14 protein-coding genes are annotated in these 24,654 nt (G+C 67.1%); 5 read left to right on the forward strand and 9 right to left on the reverse strand.

Annotated elements, in window-relative coordinates; genetic code table 11:
- Positions 1–167 precede the first annotated feature (167 nt).
- The 4 genes from PNO31109_RS10085 (at position 168) to PNO31109_RS10100 (ending at position 10,382) form a co-directional block, all read left to right on the forward strand.
- Positions 168–6,188, forward strand: a complete 6,021-nt coding sequence (locus PNO31109_RS10085) for an alpha-2-macroglobulin family protein (RefSeq protein ID WP_150555472.1) — start codon at positions 168–170, stop codon at positions 6,186–6,188.
- Positions 6,189–6,207: 19 nt separating this feature from the next.
- Complete coding sequence (locus tag PNO31109_RS10090) at positions 6,208–6,939, forward strand: lysoplasmalogenase family protein (RefSeq protein ID WP_150555473.1); 732 nt, start codon at positions 6,208–6,210, stop codon at positions 6,937–6,939.
- A gap of 61 nt (positions 6,940–7,000) precedes the next feature.
- On the forward strand, positions 7,001–9,235 hold the full coding sequence (pbpC, locus tag PNO31109_RS10095) for a penicillin-binding protein 1C (protein ID WP_150555527.1): 2,235 nt from the start codon (positions 7,001–7,003) through the stop codon (positions 9,233–9,235).
- A 175-nt stretch (positions 9,236–9,410) separates the two neighbouring features.
- Positions 9,411–10,382 carry a delta(1)-pyrroline-2-carboxylate reductase family protein gene (locus PNO31109_RS10100; protein ID WP_150555474.1) on the forward strand — a complete coding sequence of 324 codons (972 nt, stop codon included), beginning with the start codon at positions 9,411–9,413 and terminating at the stop codon, positions 10,380–10,382.
- Positions 10,383–10,416: 34 nt separating this feature from the next.
- Here PNO31109_RS10100 and PNO31109_RS10105 read toward each other — a convergent pair whose 3' ends face one another.
- From PNO31109_RS10105 to PNO31109_RS10145, 9 genes are all read right to left on the reverse strand, one after another.
- Positions 10,417–11,370, reverse strand: a complete 954-nt coding sequence (locus PNO31109_RS10105; RefSeq protein WP_370750058.1) for a heme ABC transporter ATP-binding protein — start codon at positions 11,368–11,370, stop codon at positions 10,417–10,419.
- Entirely contained in the window at positions 11,255–12,271 is a 1,017-nt protein-coding gene (locus tag PNO31109_RS10110) for a FecCD family ABC transporter permease (protein WP_150555476.1), read from the reverse strand. Before PNO31109_RS10110 ends, PNO31109_RS10105 begins: the two co-directional genes overlap by 116 nt.
- Positions 12,272–12,423: 152 nt before the next feature.
- Positions 12,424–13,389 carry a heme/hemin ABC transporter substrate-binding protein gene (locus tag PNO31109_RS10115; RefSeq protein ID WP_241013776.1) on the reverse strand — a complete coding sequence of 322 codons (966 nt, stop codon included), beginning with the start codon at positions 13,387–13,389 and terminating at the stop codon, positions 12,424–12,426.
- A 23-nt stretch (positions 13,390–13,412) separates the two neighbouring features.
- Positions 13,413–14,531 carry a hemin-degrading factor gene (locus PNO31109_RS10120; protein WP_241013775.1) on the reverse strand — a complete coding sequence of 373 codons (1,119 nt, stop codon included), beginning with the start codon at positions 14,529–14,531 and terminating at the stop codon, positions 13,413–13,415.
- 136 nt (positions 14,532–14,667) lie between these two features.
- The gene (locus PNO31109_RS10125; RefSeq protein WP_370750061.1) at positions 14,668–17,103 is read right to left on the reverse strand and encodes a TonB-dependent hemoglobin/transferrin/lactoferrin family receptor; all 2,436 of its coding nucleotides are present in this window, start codon (positions 17,101–17,103) and stop codon (positions 14,668–14,670) included.
- A gap of 194 nt (positions 17,104–17,297) precedes the next feature.
- Entirely contained in the window at positions 17,298–18,083 is a 786-nt protein-coding gene (locus PNO31109_RS10130; RefSeq protein WP_150555477.1) for a radical SAM protein, read from the reverse strand.
- The gene (locus PNO31109_RS10135; protein ID WP_174966353.1) at positions 18,052–19,299 is read right to left on the reverse strand and encodes an MFS transporter; all 1,248 of its coding nucleotides are present in this window, start codon (positions 19,297–19,299) and stop codon (positions 18,052–18,054) included. Before PNO31109_RS10135 ends, PNO31109_RS10130 begins: the two co-directional genes overlap by 32 nt.
- Positions 19,289–19,798, reverse strand: coding sequence for a hypothetical protein (locus PNO31109_RS10140; RefSeq protein ID WP_150555479.1), 510 nt, complete (start codon positions 19,796–19,798; stop codon positions 19,289–19,291). Before PNO31109_RS10140 ends, PNO31109_RS10135 begins: the two co-directional genes overlap by 11 nt.
- A gap of 500 nt (positions 19,799–20,298) precedes the next feature.
- Positions 20,299–20,760: an Lrp/AsnC family transcriptional regulator gene (locus PNO31109_RS10145; RefSeq protein WP_039394177.1), complete on the reverse strand. Its 462-nt coding sequence runs from the start codon at positions 20,758–20,760 to the stop codon at positions 20,299–20,301.
- A 246-nt stretch (positions 20,761–21,006) separates the two neighbouring features.
- On the opposite strand from PNO31109_RS10145, the gene PNO31109_RS10150 reads away from it, so the two are divergent.
- Positions 21,007–24,612, forward strand: coding sequence for an indolepyruvate ferredoxin oxidoreductase family protein (locus PNO31109_RS10150; RefSeq protein ID WP_442417707.1), 3,606 nt, complete (start codon positions 21,007–21,009; stop codon positions 24,610–24,612).
- Positions 24,613–24,654 lie beyond the last annotated feature (42 nt).

Genomic DNA, 24,654 nt, shown 5'->3' on the forward strand with positions numbered 1-24,654 from the left:
ACATAGGCCGCGTCCTGGACCCAATGCGCCGAATTCCGAACGCGTGAAGCATACGATCCGAATTCTGACGTTCGTCTGCGAGCGATGCGAGAATCGGCCGGAAACGGTTCGAATTGCCAAGGACTGCGGGTTAGAATCGCCTCACCAGAACTCGGGAGGAGTCCGGCATGCATAGCCGAACGCAACGCGTCTGGCCGGCTGCGCCGTTGGCGTGGGCGGCACTCTGTCTAGGAATGGGGATAGCGGTGCCGGCGCATGCCGCGCGCATCGTCAGCGTGAGCCCCCAGGGTGAAGTGGCCAGCGTGGATCAGGTGGTCGTCAAGTTCGACGAGGCGATGGTGCCCGCCGGCGATCCCCGGGCGAGCGCGCCGGCCGCCGTGCGTTGCACCGACGCATCGCTCACCGGCGACGGCCACTGGCTGGAACCGAAGATCTGGGTCTACGACTTCAAACAACCGCTGCCCCCGGGCGCGAAATGTACGGTGGAGGCGCGCAGCGGCCTGTCTGCCGCATCCGGTACGCCGCTCTCGGGCGCCACGCGCTACGCATTCAATACGGGCGGGCCGGCCGTCACCACGATTCGCCCGTCGTATGGGCCGATCGACGAGAACCAGATCTTCGTTCTTACGCTCAACGGCCCCGCACAGCAGGCAAGCGTGACACAGAACGCCTGGTGCGAGACCGAAGGCGTAGGCGAGCGTCTGGGCGTGAAGTGGATCGAAGGCGACACGCGCACGGCGCTGCTCAAGCGCTTCAATCTCGAAAAGCAGTCCGCTCGCGTGGTCATGCTGCAATGCAATCGCACGCTCGCCGCCGGCGCCAAGGTGCATCTGGTGTGGGGCGCGGGCATCACCACGCCGTCGGGCGTGCCCACGCGCCAGGCGCGGCGCTTCGAATACGACGTGCGCGAGCCGTTTACCGCGAGTTTCAGTTGCGAGCGCGAGAACGCGAACGCGCCGTGCACGCCGCTGCGTGCGCTGCGCCTGACATTCAACTCGCCGGTCGCGCGCGACATGGCGGCGAAGATACGGTTGCAGGGCGCAGGGGCCGAACGCTCGCCGAAGTTCGGCGATACGGACCGCGCGTCGAGCGTGAGCGACGTGACCTTCGACGCGCCGTTCCCCGAAAAGGCCGAGCTCACGATCACGCTGCCGAAGGGCTTCACCGACGACAGCGGGCGAGCACTGGACAACGCCAGCGAATTCCCGCTGAAGACGAAGATGGCGACCATGCCGCCGCTGGCCAAATTCGCTGCGGCGCCGTTCGGGATTGTCGAGCGCTTCGCGGAGCCGGGCATGCCGCCGATGCTGCCCGTCACGCTGCGCAAGGTCGAGCCGGCACTTCAGATCAACGGTCTGGGCGTGGCGGGGGAGGCTGCCAGGGCAAACGGCCGCACCCTGCAATTGCGCGTCGATGACGACGTCCAGGTCATGGAATGGCTCTCGCGCGTGCGTCGGTTCGACGAAACGACGATGACGCGCCAGCAGATCGCGCAAGCCATGCCGACGATCCTCACGGCGCCCGCGGCGAAGGAGACGTTCGGGCCGAACGCCGCGACGATCGTGGAAGACAAGCTCACGCGCTACGACACCCGCAGCCTGTCGCTGCTCTCCGGTCTACCGGGCGTGCAGGCCTTGACGTTGCCCGTGCCGAAGGACAAGGACCCGCGTCCGTTCGAGGTCGTGGGTATTCCGTTCCAGAAGCCCGGCTTCTATGTCGTGGAGCTCGCCTCTCCCTCACTCGGGGCGGCGCTGCTCGGCAAGTCGCTGCCGATGTACGTGCGCACCACGGTGCTCGTGACCAACCTCGGCGTGCACTTCAAGATGGGGCGGGAGAACGCCGTGGCGTGGGTTACCACGCTCGACAAGGGACAGCCCGTGGCCAATGCGCACGTGCGCGTGCTCGACTGCGAGGGCGCCGAAGTGGCGTCCGCCATCACCGACAAGACCGGCGTGGCGAAGATCGACAAATCGCTCGATCGCTACCGCTATTGCGAGAAGACGATGCGCTCGGGCTACTTCGTGGTGGCGCGTACGCAGGGCAACGATCCCGACATGGCGTTCGTGTCGTCGGACTCCGATCGCGGCATCGAGCCGTGGCGTTTCCATGTGCCGACCGACGGCGGCAGCAGTCCGACCCTTCGCGCGCAGACCGTGTTCGATCGCATGCTGTTGCGCGTTGGCGAGACGGTCTCGATGAAACACTTCATCCGCCAGGAGACCATGCAGGGGCTGGCGTTGCCGGCGAGCCTGCCCTCGCGGCTCACGATCACGCATCAGGGCTCGGGGCAGACATACACCCAGCCCATCAAGTGGCGTAACGGACGCCTGGCGGAGAGCAGCTTCCAGATTCCGCAGGGCGCGAAGCTCGGCGAGTACACGGTCACGCTCGACTACAGCGACGGCGATACGCGGCCGAGCACCTATCCCACGTCGCTCGATGCGGGCCATTTCCGTGTGGAAGCATTCCGCCTGCCGGTGCTCGCCGGCTCGATCGGCGTGCGCGACGCTGCGAAGTCCGCGCTCGTCAACAAGACCGAAGCGCCCGTGAGCGTGCAGGTGAATTACGTCTCGGGAGGGCCGGCCGGCAATTTGCCGGTGCGCGTGTCCGCGCTGTTGCGCGTGCGCGACCTGGCGTTCGACGGCTATGACGACTTCAGCTTCACGCCGTATCGGCCGCCATCGGCCCGGTCCGGTGCGCCCGACGACGATCAGGGCGACGACGAGAGTTCGGGCGCGGTCGATCAGAAGCTGGTCGCCGACAAGCAGCGGCTCGTGCTCGACCGAAATGGCGCGGGCAATCTGACGCTCAAGGATCTGCCCAAGGTCGACCGTCCGAGCGACCTGATGCTCGAAGCGAGTTTTGCGGACCCGAACGGGGAGATCCAGACGCTGCGCGGCAATGCCACGTTGTGGCCGGCCAACCTGATCACCGGGGTGCGCAGCGAGAGCTGGGTGTCCGTGACGAACAAGCTGCCGGTCAAGGCGCTCGCACTCGACCTGCAGGGCAAGCCGAAGGCTGGTGTCGCCATGGAGGTGCGCGCCGAAGCGCGCATCACGATCAGCAGCCGCAAGCGCATGGTCGGCGGGTTCTACGCGTATGACAATCGCACCGAGGTGAAGGACCTTGGCAAGGTGTGCAGCGGCAAGACGGACGATCGCGGCATGTTGTCGTGCGACGTGTCGCTCTCCCAGCCGGGGGAGGTCACCCTCGTGGCACAGGCCAAGGATGACAAGGGCAACCTGAGCACGTCGACCACGAGCGTCTGGGTGACCGGGCGCGGCGAAGTCTGGTTCGGTGGCGACAACACCGATCGCATGGACGTGCTGCCGGAGCGCCGCGCCTACGAACCGGGCGAGACCGCGAAGCTGCAGGTGCGCATGCCGTTCCGCTCGGCCACGGCGCTCGTTGCCATCGAGCGTGAGGGCGTGATGGACACGCGCACGATCGAGATTTCGGGCCAGGACCCGAACATCTCGCTCAAGGTGGACCCATCGTGGGGGCCGAACGTCTATGTCTCGGTCCTCGCCGTGCGCGGACGTATCCACGAAGTGCCGTGGTATTCATTCTTCCAGTGGGGCTGGAAGCAGCCGCTGGAATGGTTCCGCGCGTTCTGGTACGAGGGCCGCGAATATCAGGCGCCGACCGGGCTGGTCGATCTCGGCAAGCCGGCGTACCGCTTCGGTTTGGCGGAGTTGCGCGTCGGCACGGCCGGCCAGCGCCTCGGCGTGGAAGTGAAACCCGACGCGCCCACATATCCGGTGCGCGGCCACGCGAAGGTGCGCATCAAGGTCACGCAGCCTGACGGCAAGCCCGTCGCGCCGGGCTCCGAAGTCGCGGTCGCAGCCGTGGACGAAGCGCTGCTGGAACTGGCGCCGAACACCAGTTGGAATCTTCTGGACGCCATGTGGCAGCGGCGAAGCTACAGCGTGACGACGGCCACCGCGCAAATGGAGATCATCGGCCGGCGTCACTACGGGCGCAAGGCCGTGCCGGCCGGCGGTGGCGGTGGCAAGAGTCCTACGCGAGAGCTTTTCGACACGTTACTGCTGTGGCAGCCGCGTGTGACGCTCGACGACAAGGGCGAGGCCACGGTGGACGTGCCGCTCAACGACTCGCTGTCGAGTTTCCGCATCGTCGCCGTGGCCGACGACGGCAAGCCGGGGGCGCAGGCGCTCGGCTGGTTCGGTACGGGCAGTGCAACGATCCGCACCACGCAGGATCTGCAACTGATCTCGGGTCTGCCCCCGCTGGTGCGCGAGGGAGACAACTACCGTGCCCAGTTCACCGTTCGCAACACGACGCAGCACGCCATGCAGGTGCAGCTCACCGCAAGGGCGACCCAGTTGACGCTCGCGCCGCAGAGAATCGACGTGCCCGCCGGGGAATCGCGCGAAGTGGCCTGGGAAGTCACGGCGCCGACCGGGCTTGGCGACACGCGCGCCCAGCGACTGCTCTGGGAGGTCAGCGCGCAGGCGCCGGCCGTGGGCGCCGCGCCCGCGGCAAGCGATGCCATCAAGGTTGGCCAGGACATACAGCCCTCATTGCCGGCGACCGTGCAGCAGTCCGTGCTCATGCAGGTCGAGGGCAGCCTGACGCTGCCCATGGCGCCGCCCACGGGGGCAGTGGCCGACAGTACCGGCAAGTTGCGCGGCGGCGTTCGCGTGAACATGCAGCCGCGTCTGTCGCAGGGGCTGCCGGGCGTGAAGCGATGGTTCGAGCTGTATCCGTATGCGTGTCTGGAGCAGCAGGCATCCAAAGCGCTGGGGCTGCGCGACGTCGCGCAATGGAAGCGGGTGATGGGCACACTGCCGTCGTATCTCGACGACGACGGCCTGGCGAGCTATTTCCCGCCGCAGGAGGGGTTTGCCAGCCAGGGCAGCGACACGCTTACCGCCTATCTGCTTTCTGTGAGCAGCGAAGCCAAGGCGCTCGATCCGGCGTATGCGTTGCCGGACGACGCTCTCGCGCGCATGCAGGACGGCCTCACCGCGTTCGTGGAAGGGCGCCTGACCCGCCGCTTCTGGGCGCCGCGCGACGATCTCACGCTGCGCAAGCTCAGTGCGATCGAGGCGCTCTCGCGATACGGTCGCGCGAATGCGCGCATGTTGAGCTCGCTCACGCTCACGCCGAACGACTGGCCGACCTCGGCCGTGATCGACTGGTACGCCATTTTGCAGCGCTTGCCCGATGCGCCGCAGCGCGCCGAGCGTCTGGCGCAGGCCGAGCAGATTCTGCGGGCACGCCTGTCGTATCAGGGCACGCGCGTGGGTTTTTCGACGCAGGCGAGCGACGACCTGTGGTGGCTCATGGTCGGTCCGCAGACCAATGCCGCGCGTCTGGCCTTGCTCATGAACGCCAATCCGGCGTGGAAGGACGACATGCCGCGGCTCGTGGTGGGCCTGCTCGGCTTGCAGTCGCGCGGCGCGTGGTCGACGACGACGGCAAACGTCTGGGGCGGATTGGCGGTGGATCGCTTCTCCGCACGCTTCGAGCGCGATACGCCCACAGGGCAGACTGCGATTCAATGGCAGCGTGACAATCAGACGAGCGGCGGCGTACAGACGGTGGACTGGGACAAGCTCAAGCCGGGGACCGTGCCGCCGACCGTTTCCCTGCCGTGGCTGAGCCACGCCGCGGTGGGGGCGGACAGCGCACGCGACGTGCTGCGTCTTGACCAGACGGGTGCGGGCAAGCCGTGGGCCACGATCCAGAGTCTCGCGGCGGTACCCCTCAAGGCGCCGTTCTCCGCCGGGTATCGGGTCACGCGCAGCGTGCAGGTGCAGGACGCCGCAGAGCGCAGCGGCGAGAGCTTCGTGCGCGGGGCCGTGCTTCGCGTGCGGCTCGACATCGATGCGCAGGCCGACATGCGGTGGGTGGTCGTGAGCGACCCGCTGCCGGGTGGCGCGACGGTGCTCGGCGGCGGGCTCGGGCGCGACTCGGCGATTGCGACGCAGGGCGAGAAGACCGAGGGCGCCATGCCGGCGTTCGAGGAGCGGGCACAGGACGCCTATCGGGCGTACTTCGACTATCTGCCGAAGGGGCAGCATCGAATCGAGTACACCGTGCGTCTGAACAACGTGGGCAAGTTCGCCACGCCGCCCACGCGCGTCGAAGCGATGTACGAGCCGGCCATGTACGGCGAGGCGCCGAATGCGCCGGTGCAGGTCGTGCCGGCGAAACCTTGACCCCGGGAGACACGCCGACATGACGCCTAATGCCTTTGCCCTGAGCGCGGCGCTGCCGCGAGAGGCGCGCCGCTTCTGGTGGCTGGCCGCCGTGGCCGGCGCTGCCTATACGTTCTCGCTGCGCGGCGCGCCGTATGCGGACCAGGCGGTGGCCAAGGCGCTGCTGTGCGCGCTGCTGCTCTTCGCCGCGTTGTACCACCGCGCGCCCGGCGAGCGGCCCTGGCTGTGCGCGGCGCTGATCTTCTCCGGCGCGGGCGACGTCCTGCTTGCCATTCCGACGCTCGCACAAGGGTTCGTGCTGGGTCTCGCGGCGTTCCTGCTCGCCCACGCGGCGTACTTCGCGCTGTTCTGGCGCCTGCGTCGGCCGTGGTCGCAAGCGCCGCGCTGGCATCGGGTGGCCATCGTCGTCGTGTGGGTCGCGGCGGCGATTTCCTACGCGATGTATTGGCCGGGCATGGCGGCGCTCAAGGCGCCGGTGGCATGCTACGTGATCGTGCTGGCGATGATGGCCACGGCGGCGCTGCTTGCCGACCTGCCGGGCGAATGGGCGGCCGTCGGTGCGCTGCTCTTCACCGTCTCCGATGCGCTTATCGGCACCACGCGGTTCGTTGGCGCGGTGCCGGCGCAGGAATACGCCATCTGGGTCTTCTATGCGCTCGCGCAATTGCTGCTGAGCGCGGGCATCATGGCGCTGCGCGCGCCGCGAGCGCGTGGCGGGGCACAGGACGAGGAGCGTGCTGGCGGTGCGTGAGGTCTTTCGCTCCCACGCGGCACGTCGCGTCGTGCTGCGTGTCGTTCTGGCCCTGAGCCTGATGCCGGCAAGCGCGGCGGTGCGGGCCGTGCCGTCGTTCGACGACGTGCGGCAGGATTGGCGTGCCTCGGACTGGATCCTGCTCGATCGCCACGGCGAGCCGTTGCAGCGCCTGCGTGCCGACATGCAGGCGCTGCGCGGGGACTGGGTAACGCTTGCCGACGTGTCGCCCGCCTTCCGCCAGGCGTTGATCGTCTCCGAGGACAAGCGCTTCTATGCGCACAGCGGCGTCGACTGGCGCGGCGTGGCTGCCGCCGCGTGGGGCAATCTCTGGCACTCGCGCACGCGAGGCGCCTCGACGCTGACGATGCAACTCGCCGGGCTGCTCGACGACGACCTGCGGCCCAGCGCGCGCAAGCGCTCGATGACGCAGAAGATCGGTCAGGCGGCGACGGCGGTGTGGCTGGAACAGCGCTGGCGCAAGGACCAGATTCTCGAAGCGTATCTGAACCTCGTGCCGTTTCGCGGTGAGCTGGTCGGCATCTCGGCCGTGTCGCAAACGCTTTTCGGCAAACTGCCCGCCGGACTGGACGCGCGCGAGGCGGCGCTTGCCGTCGCCTTGCTGCGTGCGCCGAACGCGCCGGCGTCGCGCGTCGCCCAGCGCGCTTGCGCAATCCTTCGCGACCTGGGACAGGCGGCGGACTGCAATGGCCTGGAGGGGTACACGCAACTGGTGTTCTCGCGTCCGGCCAGCGTGATGGCCACGCGCGACGCCGTGAATCTGGCGCCGCATTTCGCACGGCGCGTTTTCAGCGAAACGCGTCCGCCGCCGGGCACACGCGTGACCGGCACCCTCGACGCGCAGTTGCAGCGGGTGGCCGTCACCACGCTGCAGCAAACGCTGCGCGAGCTTGGCGCGCCAGGTCGGTCGCGCAACGTGCAGGACGGCGCCATCGTCGTGATCGACAATGCCAGCGGCGACATTCTCGCGTGGGTCGGATCGTCCGGCGCATTGTCGTCGGCGGCGCAGGTCGACGGCGTGACGTCGTTGCGCCAGGCCGGCTCGACGCTCAAGCCGTTCCTCTACGCGCAGGCGATCGCCGAGCGGCGTCTGAGCGCAGCGTCGTTGCTCGACGATTCGCCCATCGATCTGCCCACGGGCGGCGGGCTCTACATCCCGCAGAATTACGACCGGCACTTCAAGGGATGGGTCAGCGTGCGCACGGCGCTGGCCTCGTCGCTGAACGTGCCGGCCGTGCGCACGCTCGTGATGGTCACGCCGCGCCGTTTTGCGCAAACGCTCGTCTCGCTCGGTCTGCCGCTCACGCAGAGCGGCGATTACTACGGCTTCAGTCTCGCGCTCGGCAGCGCCGACGTGACACTGCTCTCGCTGACCAACGCCTACCGTGCGCTCGCCAATGGCGGCGTCGTGGGCGCCATCAACGAGCGCATGGGTGGCGAGGCATCGCTCGCGCGCACGGCCGGCGTCGACGGCACGGCGGGAACGCGCACCGTCGCCGGCGAGAAGCGCGCAACACGCAAGCTGGCGCAGACGAGGGTGTTTTCGCCGCAAGTCAGCTTTATCGTGTCGGACATGATCGCCGACCGGCAGGCGCGCACGCGCACGTTCGGCCTCGACAGTCCGTTGTCCACGCGTTACTGGACCGCCGTGAAGACCGGCACGAGCAAAGACATGCGCGACAACTGGGCGATCGGCTACTCGCGACGCTACACGGTTGGCGTATGGGTGGGCAACGCCGACGGCGCGCCGATGTGGGACGTCTCCGGGGTGTCCGGTGCGGCGCCGATCTGGCATCGCGTCATGGACTACCTGCATCGCCGCACGGCGAGCGTGCCGCCCGCGGCCCCCCCGGGGCTCGAACATGTGGCGGTGCAATACGCCGAGCACGTCGAACCCGCACGCGAAGAATGGTTTTTGCCAGGCACCGCGCAGCGCACCCTCGCACTGTCCGCGCTCGCGACGAAGGCGCCGGGCGGGCCGCTGTGGCGCATTGCCGGGCCGGCCGACGGCACCATCGTCGCCCTCGATCCCGACATTCCGCCTGCGAATCAGCGCCTGTGGTTCCAGGTGGCCGCCGCGTGGCCCAACGGCGCGGCCTGGCGTCTCGACGGCAAGCCGCTCGCCGGTCGCGCGCGCGTGAGTTGGCTGCCTTGGCCGGGGCGCCATACGCTCGAACTCGTCGATGCCAGCGGCTTCGTTCGCGACAGCATACGTTTCGAGGTACGCGGTGCGACCGTCAACGACGGTAAGCGCATGCGCAATGCGAGTCGCTGAGCGCATGTGCGCAGCATCGGCGCGACAATGCCATGAATAATTTTTGATGTGGCAGACGCGTCGACGCGATGCGCGCTACACTGAAAACAAGACTTGGCAAAGCGTGACGCGAGAGGATGGCCGCGGGGACGAGACTCGCTGCCTGCGGCGCACGCCCCGAAGCGGAGACATATCGATGATCACGCTGGATGCGCGGCAGACCGCGCAGGTGTTGCCCTACCCGCAGTTGGCCGACGGTATCGAGGCCATGCTCGTGGAAATGCGTTCGGGCACGGCCCGCGCGCCCGAGCGTCTGCACTTTCCCCTCACCGAGCCCGAACGCGGCCGCCGCGGCGGCGTGCTGCTGGTCATGCCCGCCGCCAATCGCGACGTGGCGATGACCAAGCACATCACCGTGCACCCGGAGAATTGCCGCGCCGGCAAGCCGTCCATCATCGGCGAAGTCATGGTGTACGACCCGCACACCGGCGAGCGCCTGATGCTGCTCGACGGACCGACCGTCACCGGGCGCCGCACGGCTGCCGTGACGCTGTTCGCCGCGCGCAAGTTCGCACCGCGCCCGAAAGGCCCGGTGCTTATCGTCGGCGCCGGCGTTCAGGCGCGCGCGCATCTGGAAGCGTTCGCCGCGGGCATGGGCACGCGGCACTTCATGATCTATTCGCGCAGTCCGGAGCGCGCGCACGCGCTGGCGGACCATGCGGCATCGCTCGGCGTGGAAGCGACGGTGGTGGACGCCATCGAGCCGGTGCTCGGCACGGTCAGTATCGTGATCACGGCCACGACCAGCAGCGAGCCGGTGCTGCCCGACAGCGACGCGATCCGCTGGCGCGACGACATCTTCGTCGCCGGCGTGGGGGCGTTCCGTCCCGACATGCGCGAATTGCCGCCCCAGCTGTGCCGCGATGCGGCCGTGCGCGGCACGCTCGTCGTCGATACGTGGGAGGTCAAGCACGAGGCCGGCGATCTGCTGCACGCGGCCCTCGATTGGGGGCGCGCCGCACCGCTCATGGACGCGATCATCACGCCCGACCGTTTCCGCTCGAGCGGGCCGGTGCTCTTCAAGAGCGTGGGCTATGCGCTGTGGGATCTCGCGGCGGTGCTGTGCGCCCGCGCGAATCTCGACAAGGACGGCGTCCCCGTCGGCTGACCGCGCGGCCCGATCGGCGGGAACGCCCGCATCGTCAGGCCGGAAGCGCGAACGGCACGCCGGCCGACGCTTGCGGCGAAATCACCTGTACCGGTAACCCCAGAGTCTGTTCGATGAGTTCGGCGCGCATCACGTCGCGCGGCGCGCCTGCGGCCAGGATGCGGCCGCAGGCGAGCAGGGCCATGCGATCGGCGTGGCGTGCCGCCAGATTCACGTCGTGCACGATGGCCATGGCACCGAACCCCCACGTCCTCGCCAGTTCCCGGGTGAGCGAGAGCAGGTGATGCTGATGGGCGAGGTCGAGCGCCGCGGTCGGTTCGTCGAGCAGCAGATAGCGCGGCACCGACGGCGACGGCGTTTCGTCCGGCCACAACTGCGCCAGCACCCGTGCGAACTGCACGCGCGCCCACTCGCCGCCGGAGAGTGTCATCACGTCGCGGTGGCACAGCGCCAGCGCGCCGACACGCTCGAGCGCCATCGTCGCGATATCGGTGTCGCTGTGACCGCGCCGCGCGCGCGGCGGCCTCGGAAACGGCAGACGCCCCATCGTCACGATCTCCAGTGCGCTGAACGGAAACGAAAGCTGCGCGGTCTGCGGCAACACCGCGCGCAGCCGGGCGAGTGCCGCCGTGCTGTATTGGGCGAGCACGGCGCCATTGAGCGTGATGGTGCCGCTCACGCGTGTCCGAGGCGGCAGCGGCTCGCCGGCCAGCGCCTTGAGCAGGGTGCTCTTGCCCGCCCCGTTACGCCCGAGTAGCACGAGCAACTCGCCCGGCCGGACGTCGAGCGAGAGGCCGTCGAGAACGGGCGAACCGGTGTGGGCGATGGTGAGATCGTGTGCACTGAGCATGGCAAGGTCCTGGCGCGGGCGGTCACAGGCCGAACTGCTCGCGGCGTCGCCACAGCAGCATGAGAAAGAACGGCGCGCCGAGCAGCGCGGTGAGAATGCCCAGCGGCAACTCGGCCGGCGACACCCATGTGCGCGCAACGAGATCCGCGAGCAAGGTCAGCGTCGCGCCGAAGAGCGCCGCCGCGGGCAGTACGGCGCGCGGGTCCGGGCCCACGACGAGCCGCACGATATGCGGCGCGATCAGACCGATGAAGCCGATCATGCCGCTCGACGCCACCAGCGCCCCCACGCTCAACGCGCATGCCACCATCACGCGACGCTTCACCGCTTGCACCGCCACGCCGAGGTGCAGCGCTTCGGCTTCTCCGAGCAGCAGGGCGTTGAGCGAGCGACATTGCGTGGCGAGCATCGCGATACCCAGCGCGACGGGCCATACGATCACCGCGAGCATCGGCCACTGGGCGCCGCCCAGACTGCCGAGCGTCCAGAACGTGAGTGTGCGCAGCTGGGTGTCGTTGGCCAGATACGTGAGCAGGCCGATCACCGCCCCGGACACCGCGTTGATGGCGATGCCCGCGAGCAGCAGCAGGGGCAGGGCGAGGCGGCCGCGTCCTGCGGCAAGCCGATAGACGAGCGCGGTCACGCCCAGCGCCCCGGCGAAGGCGGTGAGCGGCAACAGCCACAGGCCGAGTGATGCGGCCAGCGCCGCCGGGAGCAGCGCGCTGCCCAGCACGATCACGCCAGCCGCGCCGAGCGCCGCACCGCTCGCCACGCCGATGAGGCCGGGATCGGCGAGCGGGTTGCGAAAGAGCGCCTGCAAGGCCGCGCCCGCCGCGCCGAACCCCGCCCCCACCAGGATGCCGAGCACGATGCGCGGCAGCCGGATCTGCACCATCACGTTGCGCGCCTGGTCTTGCACGAAGTCGCCCGTCGCGCCGCGGAACAGCGCCGCCATGGCCTCGCCGGGCCCGATGCGATACGCGCCGCCGCACAGCGCCGCGAGAACGGCGAGCGCGAGCACGGCGGCCAGCACCGTCATGACGAGCCATCGTGGCGGACGACGCCGGGCGGCGCCGCGACGCTCGCGCAGGGGCGGGACTTGCGACGCCACGGATTTCACTGACTTCGGAAGCGGGGGGGCGGCTGACATGGGGAGTTCACTGGCGATGGGCTGGCGGGATGCGGCGCTCGTCACGCGGTATGTACGCGTCGCGCGAGATCCGCGACGGCCTGCGGCAGGCGCGGTCCGAAACCGAGCAGGTAGAGCGCGTCGAAGCTAATGACGCGTCGCGCGCGCCCCGCAGGCGTGTTGGCCAATCCGGGTTGCGAGAGCAGTGCGGCGGCCGGGTCGGCCCGCTCGACGGAGGCAGGCCCGGCCGTGGTGGTGAGCAGAATGTCAGGCTGCGCCGCCACGGCCGCCTCGGCCGTGAGCGGACGGTAGCCCGTGAATCCGCGCACCGCGTTCTCCGCGCAGGCATAAGCGAGCATGGCGTCGGCGGCGGTGTCCTGTCCCGCGACCATGACCTGACTGCCGGTATGGCCGAGGATGAACAGCACGCGCGGGCGCTTCTGGATGCCCCAGCGTCGTTCGATGTCGTCGCGAGCGCGCAGCCAGTCGGCCATGAAGCGACCCGACAGGCGTGTGCCGTCCTCGGGTACGGCCAGCGCAGCGGCGACCTCGCGAATGTTCTCCTGCACGAGTTCGGCGCCGAAGCCGTGCCTGAAGCGCTTGACGGGCACCCCCGCCGCCGCGATTTGCGAGAGCACGTTGGGCGGCCCCGCTTCGGCGCCGGCGAGCAGCAGATCGGGATGCAGCGAGAGCACGCCCTCCGTGGACAGCGAGCGCAGATAGCCGATTTTCGGCAGCCTGGCCGCGGCTTCCGGATACAGGCTCGTCAAGTCGTTTGCAATCACACGATCCTGCGCGCCGAGCGCGTAGACGATTTCCGTGAGCGCGCCGCCGGCGACCACGACACGCCGCGGCGCGCCCTTGACCGGCGCGGAGGCGCCGGCGGCATGGGCGGACGAAGCCGGCAGCAGCGCGCCCAGCCACGCACCGGCGGCGAGCGCCGCACCCCCGGCGAGCAGCGCACGGCGCGTCTCGTCGTGCGGGTCGACAGGCTCGCTCACGCGACGCATGCCTGTCACACCCGTCATGGCCCTCATGCACCTTATGCGCCTCACGCCGCTGCCTCCTGGACGCGCCCGAGCGTCTCGCGCCAGTCTTCACGCTCGGCCTGCCCCGGCTTGCGCTCGCCAAAGAACATGGCGATCACCATGCCGGCCGCGTCGAGCAGTTCGAGCGACGAGACAATGCCGTCGGCGGTCGGCTTGCGCACGATCCACGCGCTATCGACGAGATCCTCGCGAAGGTGCAGGTTGAAACCAGGATCGAGCACGTTGACCCACGGACCCATCACGCGAATCTGCTTCACCGGCCCGGTGTGAATCTGGATCATGCCCGCGTTGCCCACGAAGACCATGATCGGCAGACCGGTGCCCGCGGCATCGTCGAGCAACCTTTTCACCGCCGTGGCGGGCACTCGCTGCGCGTGCCCGTCGGGCGCGAGACGCAGCGCCTGCGCGCGAGAGACGCCATGGCGCTTGAGCACTTCGAAGAACTGGTGCGTGTCGGTCATTGCCAGCCAGTCGCGCTGGAACGCGGCGGCGTCGATGTCGGCGTCAGGCGTTTGCGGCGCGGGGGCGTCGGCCCCGACGACGTGCTCGCCCGGCGTCTGGTCCTCGGCGCGAAAGCGTGCGACGAGCGCGTCATACGCGGCCACGTCGCTGTGATCGCGCAGAAACACCTTGTGCACGGCCGTGCCGGACTTGTCGAAGAACTGCAGCGATCGGCGCGGGCCGTTCTCGGTCGCCGTCTCGACCGCATAACCGTGCGCCCAGTGGTGATAGAAGATGCGCAGATCGAGGTCCTTGCCGAGCCCGAGACCGACGGTGCCCGAGTGCGAGAGCTTCTCGTACTGGCCGTCCTTCTCGTGCACGGCGGCGTTGTTTCGCGTGAGTGCCATGACGCGGCCCAGCGCGGGCAGCGCCTCGACGATCTCGGTGAACGCCGGGCGCAGGCGCACGGCGTGCTCGCCAACGAAGGCGGCTACCGTCTCGCCTTCGGAGACGCCAAGGGCCGCGGCAGCGTCGCGATCGCGCAGGTTCTGCTCGGCCTTCAGGCGCTGGAAGTCGCTGCGCAGACGGCGCACGTCGGCCAGTGCTGGCCGCAGGGCCGCAGCCACGCCTGCAGCGGGGTGGGCAGTGGCGTGGGTACCGGTGGTTTGAGCATTCATCATGGCAATTCCTCGTTGCATGTTTGCTGGCAGTGGCTGGCGGGCATCGGCGCGAATGCGATGTACGCCGTTTGCGTGCCGATGCCGGTCCGACGGTCGATGGATCGATTCGGGGATCCAGCAACCCGGACGCGTCGAATCAGTACTGAAGCTTCAGGCTCACAGCCACGCTGCGGCCCGGCGCCGAGTAGGCGTCCTTGACGGTCGAGTTCTCGGCGATGTTGCGCACGTCCGACCAGTTCCAATACTTGCGGTCGAACACGTTGTAGACGCCTGCATAAACGGTGGCGTACTTGTTGATGCGGTAGCCGCCCGACAGATCGAGCACGACCGACGACGGCGGCGCCCAACAGCGCTGGTTCTGCTGCGTGCCCGACGTGCAGGTATTTGCGATCTGACTTTGCGATTTGGCCGCCTGGAACAGCAGGTCGGCTTGCGCGAACCACGTGCTGTTGGGCTCGTAGCGCACGCCGAAGACCATCGAGAACGGATTGACGGTATTGAGCGGCTGGCTCGCTTCGCCGTTGTTTTCGGTGGTGCCGTGCGTGTACGCCATGGCCGTGCGCAGCGTGATACCGCCCTTGAGCGACCACGTGGCGCGTCCTTCCCAGCCCTGGATGCGGGCGCGGCTGTAGTTCACGTATTGATAGATGAGCGGATCGTTCGGACGGCCCGAGCCGCTGATGTTCTGTTGCGAGATGAAGTTGCGGTAGTTGCCCGCAAACACCGCCGTGCTGTACGTGAGGGGCCCGAGCGTGGTTGCGAGCCGGCCGCGCAGGCCCAGCTCGACGGTGTCGCTCGTCTCCGGCTTCAGGTCCGGGTTGGCGATCGACATGTAGCCGAAGACCGGGTTCGAGAAGCCGTTGTTGACCTGGTCGGGCGTCGGCGTTCGAAAGCCGCGCGCGTATTGCACGTATGGAATGAGCGATGGCGCGATCTCGTACATGATCGCCAGACGAGGCGAGAAGGCGGAATCGTTCGACGAGGTCGGCTGAATGCGCGTGCCGGTGCTCGTCTGCGACACGTACAGCGGATCGTTCTGCTTGGGCGAGAGCCAGTACGCGTCGTAGCGAATGCCCGGCGTGACGGTGAGCGCGCCGTAGCGGATTTCGTCCTGTACGAAGGCGCCGAAGAGCGTGTAGTCCGTGTCGGGAAACGCCTTGTTCGGGAACGACTCGCCCACGCCCGGCACGGTGCCGTTGCGGTAGCTGGTAATGTACGCGAGGCTCGCGTCCGTGCCGTACACGAGCTTGTGCGCGAGCGGGCCGGTGGCGAAGTGGCTCTCGGCCTGCAGCGAGCCGCCGATGGTGCGCTCCTTGTACGTGTTGTCGCGCGTGCGATCGCCCGCGGTGCGCTTCTCATACGAATACTGGTTGTTCTTCGCGTCCTGGAAGTACAGCAGCGCGTGGGCGTTCTGAACGTAGGCCTGCGAGGCGTCGTTGAAATCGTAGTCGAGGCTCACGCGATTGCGCTCGAGGCGGTCGCTCGTCGTCAGCCCCAGCGTGGTGGGCGGCGCGATCGCCGACAGTACGTTCGTGTCCGTGCGACGCCGCACGTTCTCCGCCGTCAGCTTGAATTGCGAGCTTGGCGTCGCCTTGAATACGAGCTTGCCGAGAATCGAGTTGCCGTTGGCGTCCTGCGGGTTGGCCGTTGTGCGCGCGGTGCTGGCCGAGTTGTTCGTGCCCTTGCCGTCGAGTTCGTGACCCTTGTTGCCGTCGACGATGAGCATGCCCTGGAACTGATCGCCGCCCCATGCCGCCTGCGCGGTGGTCCCGAAGCTCCGGTCGATCGAGTTGTAGTACGGACGCAGCGAGAAATAGGTCGACTTGCCGAATATGTCGAGCAGGTCCTGCGGGTCCTTGGTGAGGAAGTTGACGACGCCGGTCAGGCCGTCGCTGCCATAGAGCGAGGAGGCCGGGCCGCGCAGGATCTCGATGCGGCGCAGCACATCCATGCTCATGTAGTCGCCGCGGCCGGCTTCGAGCGGGCCGAACGAGTACGACGAGGGCATGCGGATGCCGTCTTCGAAGATGGCGACGCGATTGCCTTCCAGGCCGCGAATGTTGATGCTCGAGTTGCCGTCGCGCCCGCCGCCGGCTGCGGCCGAAGCCGGGCGATACGGCGCGCGGCGCACGGTGACGCCCGGCTCGTAGCGCAACGCTTCCTTGATGTCCTGCGCCTGCTGCTCCTCGAGGTCCTGGTCGGTGATGACCGAAATGGACGCCGGCGTGCGCTCGGCCTCGGTCGGGGTGCGGGTCGCCGTTACGTTCACCTCGCGCAGGTTCGCTTCGGCGATCTGCAGCGGTGCCTGGTGAGATGTCTGGCGCGGCGTCTGCGCGAGTTGCACGCTGGCGGCCGGGGCCGTTGCCGTTTCGGCGTCGGTCTGCTGCGCGAAGGCGGCAGGCAGCCAGACGGCGGCGAGCACCGCGCCCGCGAGCGGATGCAGGCGACGGCGTGGCGATGCGTGCGTTCGCGTCGCGCGGCCGCGAAGCGCACGGTGTGAACCGCTTGCGCCATGTTCCTGGCGCGTGGTCATGACAAAAGCGCGGCCCCCGCCGCTCGACGACTGCTTCACTGCTGGCTCTCCAGTGCAAAAAACCCCGTTGCTGGCTGGCAAGCGCTCGTGGCAATCGACGTGTACCAGCGTCAGTATCGACGCTGAGAGACGTGGTCAGGCGCGGCTGGCGAAGATTAACGTCGATCCGGCTACCGCTCGGAGACGTTTGGTAATGAGAATCATTTGCATATTAATGAGGTAGCGGCGGACGGTCAAGCGTGGAGTGTTGCATGTCGGTTAGTCAGCATCTCGGGGGAATGGTGAAGGACTTGTTGAGGCGGACGTCCCCGAAACGCCGTCGCAAGCGGCGCCGCCGCTGATAAAGAATAGCCCGGCGCAATGATCCGCTCACCCATGCCATGCGATTTCGCAAACTCGTGCGCCTGCTTCAGCAGTGTCCGGCGCTCGACTTCTGGAATGGTCTGCGCACCGGCCACGGGGCCGACCTGCCCGTAGAAGGCGAGCTTGATGTTGTTGAAGCCATGTTTGTGTGCGTGCGTCAGCAGAGGGATCAGTTCGCACCGATTTTCCATGCCGAGACACAGCGCCAAGTTGACCAAGATGCCGTTGCGCTGAAGTCGACGAACGTTCTTGTGAACCGCGTCGAAATGCCCTTTTCCCCGACGGCCGTCATGGAACGGGGCGCTGGCGGCGTCAAGGCTGACCTGAACGCAGGGAATGCCGAGTTCCACAAGCATGCGAAGATGTTCGGGGCTGAGTCGATCTCCTGAAATTTCCAGCAGGGGCAACATTCGATGTGCGCGAATACTGCGAAGGATCGGTTCGATATCAGGATGCAGCAACGGGTCGCCGCCGGAGACGATCACAAGGTACACCCCGTGCTTTGCGCCATCGTCGAGCACCGCTGTCACGCTGTCGAGCGAGAGGCGGCGACGGCCGAGCTGATCGGTTTCGACGAGATAGCAGTGCGGGCACCGGGAGCTGCAATCCGTCGTTATGGACAGGCTAATCGTTTGAGGTACGGGCAGCGGTAGCATGGGATTGTGGCCAGCGGATCGTGACAATCAGGACAGTCAGCGCGGCAAGCGCTGCAGCGTTGATCCAACGGTAGGCTGATGCAAAATCGTAGACCCGCGTCAGTTCGCCGACGGCGTAGACAGTTACGGCAGTCAGCAGGGCGCGAATCAGATTGGCAATGGAGAGCATGGTCGAACGCGCGGGCAGGTCCTCCGGGATCTCGCGGTTCAGACGATAGCTGTAGTACGAGGGAAAAATGCCGCGGATCAACTGGTGCGCCGCGATGCTGACCAGAAGCCATATCGGCGATGTTGCGTGCCAGATCAGCGGAGCGAGCGCCGTCAGGAATAGCGCCACAATCGCGAAATCCATGATGCCTTGGTCGAGCCAATGCTTCGGCGCGTTGCTGAAGAGATTGGCGACGATCCCACCGACCACGATCATTGCGCTGAACGTCATTCCGAAGTACTCGACCGGTATCCCTGCATCCAGCATGAGGGGCTGATAGGTATTGAATGACGCCCGGACGCACGCGAAGGTTATGGCGCAGCCCAGCGCCAGCAGACACCATGTTCGTGAACTCAGGGCTGCTTGCAAGGCCGAGCCCAGCATATGGGCAAGGGTCCGAGCTTCTCTGGCAGTGGCCGTGAGCGGTCCCGGCGTGGGGATACGCCAAAGCAGGAACAAGGTCAGGCCCGCCAGCACAATCGCATCGAGGGTAAGCGGCAGCACGAGCGAGTATCCGGCCAACCATCCACCGATGGCGGCTGCCGCAGCTGCGCTCCACAAGCCAACGCCAGTAGTGCGCGCTACGACCGCGTGGAACTTCGGAATAGCGCCGTGCGCGGCGAAGGCCTCGTACATCATTGCCTGAAACGTTCCGCTTGCGAGGCTGCTGCCTGTCGCGTACATGAGCGCTATGACGACCAACGGCACGTTGGCTTTCGCCATGATGAGCAAAAGCATGGCGGCGCAGTAGATGACGTTTCCGAGTATGAGGCAACGCTCTCGCCCGAATCTGTCCGCAAGCGCGCCCGCTGGCACCTCCATCAGCCAACTCAGGACGAACAGGCTCGCCGTGAACGAACTAAATTCAGCGAAACTGAAACCGGCGTACTGGAGGAAAAACAGGACGAGAGTGGCCATTGAGAAAATCTCCGGACCAAGCGCGGCTTGCGTGAGCGCAAGCGTTCTCCAACGACGAAGATTCGCAGGCCAAGGGGCGTTATCGGTCATTCGCGCGTTTCTCGTCGATAAAGATGTCCTGGCCGTATTCGCGGTACGCGAGGTGACATCCATGTTGATGGACACCTACGAAGGCGCGGTCGCCGGACTGGCCACGCCATCGAGCGAAATGCGGGCTGTGGAGCCACAGGTCCGAGAACGTGGCGCCTCGGCCAAGCGCTTGCGTAGTTCGATCGGTCTGTGTTTGCATATCGCACGCCGACACGGAAAGGTCGCTGTTGATTACGATTGTCGTCGTGCCGGCACCGCAGCCGAAGGTACTCGTCGATGCCCGATCACGCGGCATGAAGGACAGCCGTTTTACAAAAGGCCCGCCGTCGATTTTCAGTGTCGGGTAGGCCTGCGAGGCGATCCGCACGACGTTTGATATTTCTCGACAAATGTCGACGTTCAAGCGTAGATCGAGGCCGGAAAGTGCGCCTGACCCGACCGGGACGAATGCCGCAAACTTGACCTCCTGGACGCCGAGGGCCGACGCCAGCGCGAGCATTTGTGGCAGGTCCAGCTCGTCCGCTACGCGGAGTAATCGGCTCAGCGGCAGCTTTTGCGAGTAGTCGTCAAGGTAGCAATGCCGGCAGCGAAGATTGCATCGACTCGTGACATACCACTATTGCGAATAGGGGTGTTTTCAACCATTGGATTTCCGGCATGGGAGCCTCCCGACGAGGACATGGCCCGCCCCGCTGGGAGCCAGACCATGCCGGTTCAGAATCCCAGGACGTTGCTGCTGCTCAAACACCCTTCTACTGGGATGACCTCGAACTCGGGCACTTCAGGGAGAGAACCGGTGTCCTGTTCAAGGATCGGCTTAATGGTCGGCTCGGGTGACTTAACTGCTTCAGACATGGCTGAGCCCTCCAAGGAGAATGGCGGGGGGCGCTGGTAGCGGCGTCCATCTTTCGACGGCGTCGCGGTTGAAATTGTTGAGTGAGTTCCTCAGAAAGAAAACGGGCGGAGTCTTATTCTTGTTTGGAACGACACTGACCCGCGTCAGATCGGCAGGCTCGTGTCGAACTTGATTTCGCGCAGCACCACGCTGGTCTTCACGTTGGACACGGCAGGCAGCCGGAAGATGTGTTCGTGCAAAAAGGCGTCATACGCCTTGATGTCGGGCGCCACGATCTTGAGGATGTAGTCGGCCTCGCCGGTCGTGCTGTAGCACTCGGTGACTTCCGGGCAAGTGCGGATCTCGCGCTCGAACTGCTCCGTGCCGCCTTCCGTATGGCGGGTGAGTTGCACGTGCGCCAGGGCGCACACGTGCAGGCCGAGCTTCTCGCGGTCGAGCAGCACCGTATAGCGCTGGATCACGCCGCTTTGCTCCATGTCCTTGATCCGGCGCCAGCACGGCGTGGCCGACAGCCCCACGTTCTCGGAGAGTTCCTGCGCCGAGCGCCGCGAGTCGATCTGCAGAAGACGGAGGATCTGGCGCGCAAAGTTGTCGAGTAATTCCATTTCCCAAAATCCGTTTTTTCGAAATGAACGTTTCTTATTGTGCGCCAAGTGGAGTGAAATAGTAAAAATCTTTCTCCTGCCTCCCCATACACTGCTCCCATGCAGACGCGTGCCCGCGCCATGGGCGGGATACGACGTCAGGACGAACAGAACAGACGCCCCCGAAGCCTGGCCGCCGCCCCGCTCCCGCGAGAGACGATGGACGCCGCGGCCATGGGGATGAGGAGATACACCATGAATGCCCCCATGCGCGCCGCGCTCGCGACGCCGACGGCCAACCCCCTGGCCCACCCCGACTATCAGCTCTCCGATGCGCTTACCGCGCGCCGCGGCCAGATCTTTCTGACCGGCACGCAGGCGCTGGTGCGCATTTTGCTGATGCAACGTCAGCTCGACGCCGCGCGCGGGCTGAACACGGCCGGCTTCATCAGCGGCTATCGCGGCTCGCCGCTCGGCGGCGTCGATCAGCAGCTGTGGAAGGCGAAGAAGCTGCTCGACGCGGCGAACGTGAAATTCCTTCCCGCCATCAACGAAGAACTCGGCGGCACGGCGGTCATGGGCACGCAGCGTGTGGAAGCCGACCCCGAGCGCACCGTCGAAGGCGTGTTCGGCATGTGGTACGGCAAGGGGCCGGGCGTGGACCGCGCGGGCGATGCGCTCAAGCATGGCAACGCTTACGGCGCGTCGCGCCACGGCGGCGTGCTGGTCGTGGCCGGCGACGACCACGGTTGCGTGTCGTCGTCGATGCCGCACCAGAGCGACTTCACGATGATGTCGTGGAGCATGCCCGTGCTCAACCCGGCGGACATTGGCGAGCTGGTGGAATTCGGCCTGTACGGCTATGCGCTGTCGCGTTTCTCCGGCGCCTGGGCGGGCCTCAAGGCGATCTCCGAGACGGTCGAGTCGCGCGGCACCGTCGATCTCGACAAGATCCGCACCGACTGGGCCGAGCCGCTCGACTACGTCGCGCCGGAAGGCGGCCTGCACAACCGCTGGCCCGACCTGCCGAGCCTCGCGCTCGAAGCGCGCCTGGCGGCCAAGCTCGACGCCGTGCGCGCCTTCTCGCGCGTGAACAGCATCGACAAATGGATCGCGCCGGCCCCCGGCGCGGACATCGGCATCGTGACCTGCGGCAAGGCGCACCTGGACCTGATGGAGACGCTGCGCCGCCTGGACATCACCGTCGACGACCTCGCCGCCGCCGGCGTGCGCATCTACAAGGTCGGCCTGTCGTTCCCGCTCGACATGACGCGTCTGGATGCTTTCGTGAGCGGCCTCAAGGAAATCCTCGTCATCGAGGAGAAGGGCCCTGTCGTCGAGCAACAGATCAAGCAGTACCTCTACAACCGGACGGCGGGCGCACGCCCGATCGTGCTGGGCAAGACCGACGCCGATGGCCGCGCGCTGCTCTCGGCGCTCGGCGAGCTGCGCCCGTCGCGCGTGCTGCCGGTCTTCGCCGAATGGCTCGCCAAGCATCGCCCGGCGCTCGATCGCCGCGAGCGCGTGGTCGATCTCGTCGCCCACGAAATCCTCTCGAACGAAGCCGATGGCGTGCGCCGCGTGCCGTACTTCTGCTCGGGCTGTCCGCACAACACGTCGACCAAGGTGCCCGAAGGCTCCATCGCGCAGGCCGGTATCGGCTGCCACTTCATGGCGTCGTGGATGGACCGCGACACTACCGGCCTGATCCAGATGGGCGGCGAGGGCGTGGACTGGGCGGCGCATTCGCACTTCACCAAGCGCGCGCACGTCTTCCAGAATCTGGGCGACGGCACGTACTTCCACTCGGGCCTGCTCGCGATTCGCCAGGCGGTGGCATCCAAGGCGAATATCACCTACAAGATCCTGTACAACGATGCGGTCGCCATGACCGGCGGCCAGCCTGTCGACGGCTCGATCTCGGTGCCGCAGATCGCCCGTCAGGTGGAAGCCGAAGGCATCGCGAAGCTGGTCGTTGTGAGCGACGAGCCGCAGAAGTACATCGGCCATGAAGGTCAGTTCCCGAAGGGCACGACCTTCCATCACCGCAGCGAACTCGACGCCGTGCAGCGCGAGCTGCGCGAGATTCCCGGCGCGACCGTGCTGATCTACGACCAGACGTGCGCGGCCGAGAAGCGCCGCCGTCGCAAGAAAAACGAATTTCCGAACCCGGATCGCCGCCTGTTCATCAACGAAGCCGTGTGCGAGGGCTGCGGCGATTGCGGCGTGGCGTCGAACTGCCTGTCGGTCGAGCCGGTCGAGACCGCGCTGGGCCGCAAGCGTCGCATCGACCAGTCGTCGTGCAACAAGGACTTCTCCTGTGTGAACGGCTTTTGCCCGAGCTTCGTCTCGGTCAAGGGCGCGCAACTGAAGAAGGCGCTCGCGGCCGCCTTCGACCAGGCCGCGTTCGAGGCCCGCCTGAACGCGCTGCCGCAACCGGCCACGCTCGCCGGCGACGCGCCGTTCGACATCATGGTCACCGGCGTGGGCGGCACGGGCGTGGTGACCATCGGCGCGCTGATCACGATGGCGGCGCATCTCGAAGGCAAGAGCGCTTCGGTGCTCGACTTCATGGGCTTCGCACAGAAGGGCGGCGCGGTGCTCTCGTTCGTGCGCTTTGCCAACACGCCGCAGGCGCTCAACCAGGTGCGCATCGATACGCAGCAGGCCGACGTGCTGCTCGCCTGCGACATGGTCGTGGGCGCGAGCGCCGATGCGCTGCAGACCGTGCGGCGCGGGCGCACGCGCGTCGTCGTCAACACGCATGCGATTCCGAACGCGTCGTTCGTGCAGAACCCCGACGCCAGCCTGCATGGCGACGCCCTGCTCGCCAAGATGCGTCACGCGGCCGGCAACGACAAACTCGACACGTGCGATGCGCAGGCGCTCGCGCAGCGCTTTCTTGGCGACACGATGGGCGCGAACATCATCATGCTCGGCTTCGCGTGGCAGCTCGGCCTGGTGCCCGTTTCGCTGCAGGCGCTGCAACGTGCCATCGAACTGAACAACGTGGCCGTGCCGATGAACCAGCTCGCGCTGGCCATCGGGCGACTCGCCGCCGGCGATCCGGCCGCACTGACGGAGACGACGGCCAAGGCCGCGTCCGCGCCCGCCCATGCGCCGGTGGCCGACGAGATGACGCTCGACGCGCTCATCGCCCATCGCGTCGATCTGCTCACGCAGTACCAGAACGCGGCATATGCCGCCCGTTTCACCGCGTTCGTGAAGCAGGTCTCGGATGCGGAGGCGCGCGTGGCCGGCGCGCCGGGCCGTCTCACGCGCGCCGTGGTGCAGCAGCTCTCGCGTCTGATGGCCTACAAGGACGAGTACGAAGTGGCGCGCCTGTATGCCGAGACGGCCTTCACCGACGCGCTCGGCGAGGCCTTCGAGGGTAGGCCCGGCCGCGACTTCCGCCTCGAGTTCCACATGGCGCCGCCGCTCATCGCGCGCGGCAAGGACGGTGCGCTGCCGAAGAAGGTGACGATCGGCCCGTGGCTGTGGCCGGTGCTGCGCGGCATGGCGAAGCTGCGCGGGCTGCGCGGCGGTGCGCTCGACATCTTCGGCTATACGCTCGAGCGCCGCATGGAGCGCCAGCTGATCGCCGACTACCGCACGACCATCGAGCGTGCGCTGGCGGTGCTCACCGAGAACACGCTCGAGGACGTCATCGCGCTCGCGCAGGCGCCGGCGAAAATCCGCGGCTACGGTCACGTGAAGCTCGCGAATCTCGCGATGGCCAAACGCGTCGAGGCCACGATCGCGGCTCGTCTGGGTGTTGCGCCGGCCACGGGTGAAGCCGTCGGGCAGGCCCTCGCGCACGCCCGCGCAAGCGGCAAGTCGCTCAAGGGCATTGCGGTGGTGACGGCGCGCTGAGCGTCGGCGCTTTTTCGCATTCGCGCGCCGGCGCGCCGCCGC

It is taken from the genome of Pandoraea nosoerga (assembly GCF_902459585.1).
GTDB classification, from domain to species: Bacteria; Pseudomonadota; Gammaproteobacteria; order Burkholderiales; family Burkholderiaceae; genus Pandoraea; species Pandoraea nosoerga.

Coding starts and splice junctions, on each gene's coding strand:
- PNO31109_RS10085 (WP_150555472.1), top strand. CDS start 168: ATGCATAGCCGAACGCAACGCGTCTGGCCGGCTGCGCCGTTGGCGTGG.
- PNO31109_RS10090 (WP_150555473.1), top strand. CDS start 6,208: ATGACGCCTAATGCCTTTGCCCTGAGCGCGGCGCTGCCGCGAGAGGCG.
- pbpC (WP_150555527.1), top strand. CDS start 7,001: ATGCCGGCAAGCGCGGCGGTGCGGGCCGTGCCGTCGTTCGACGACGTG.
- PNO31109_RS10100 (WP_150555474.1), top strand. CDS start 9,411: ATGATCACGCTGGATGCGCGGCAGACCGCGCAGGTGTTGCCCTACCCG.
- PNO31109_RS10110 (WP_150555476.1), bottom strand. CDS start 12,271: ATGACGGTGCTGGCCGCCGTGCTCGCGCTCGCCGTTCTCGCGGCGCTG.
- PNO31109_RS10115 (WP_241013776.1), bottom strand. CDS start 13,389: ATGACGGGTGTGACAGGCATGCGTCGCGTGAGCGAGCCTGTCGACCCG.
- PNO31109_RS10120 (WP_241013775.1), bottom strand. CDS start 14,531: ATGATGAATGCTCAAACCACCGGTACCCACGCCACTGCCCACCCCGCT.
- PNO31109_RS10130 (WP_150555477.1), bottom strand. CDS start 18,083: ATGCTACCGCTGCCCGTACCTCAAACGATTAGCCTGTCCATAACGACG.
- PNO31109_RS10135 (WP_174966353.1), bottom strand. CDS start 19,299: ATGACCGATAACGCCCCTTGGCCTGCGAATCTTCGTCGTTGGAGAACG.
- PNO31109_RS10140 (WP_150555479.1), bottom strand. CDS start 19,798: ATGCTCGCGCTGGCGTCGGCCCTCGGCGTCCAGGAGGTCAAGTTTGCG.
- PNO31109_RS10145 (WP_039394177.1), bottom strand. CDS start 20,760: ATGGAATTACTCGACAACTTTGCGCGCCAGATCCTCCGTCTTCTGCAG.
- PNO31109_RS10150 (WP_442417707.1), top strand. CDS start 21,007: ATGCGCGCCGCGCTCGCGACGCCGACGGCCAACCCCCTGGCCCACCCC.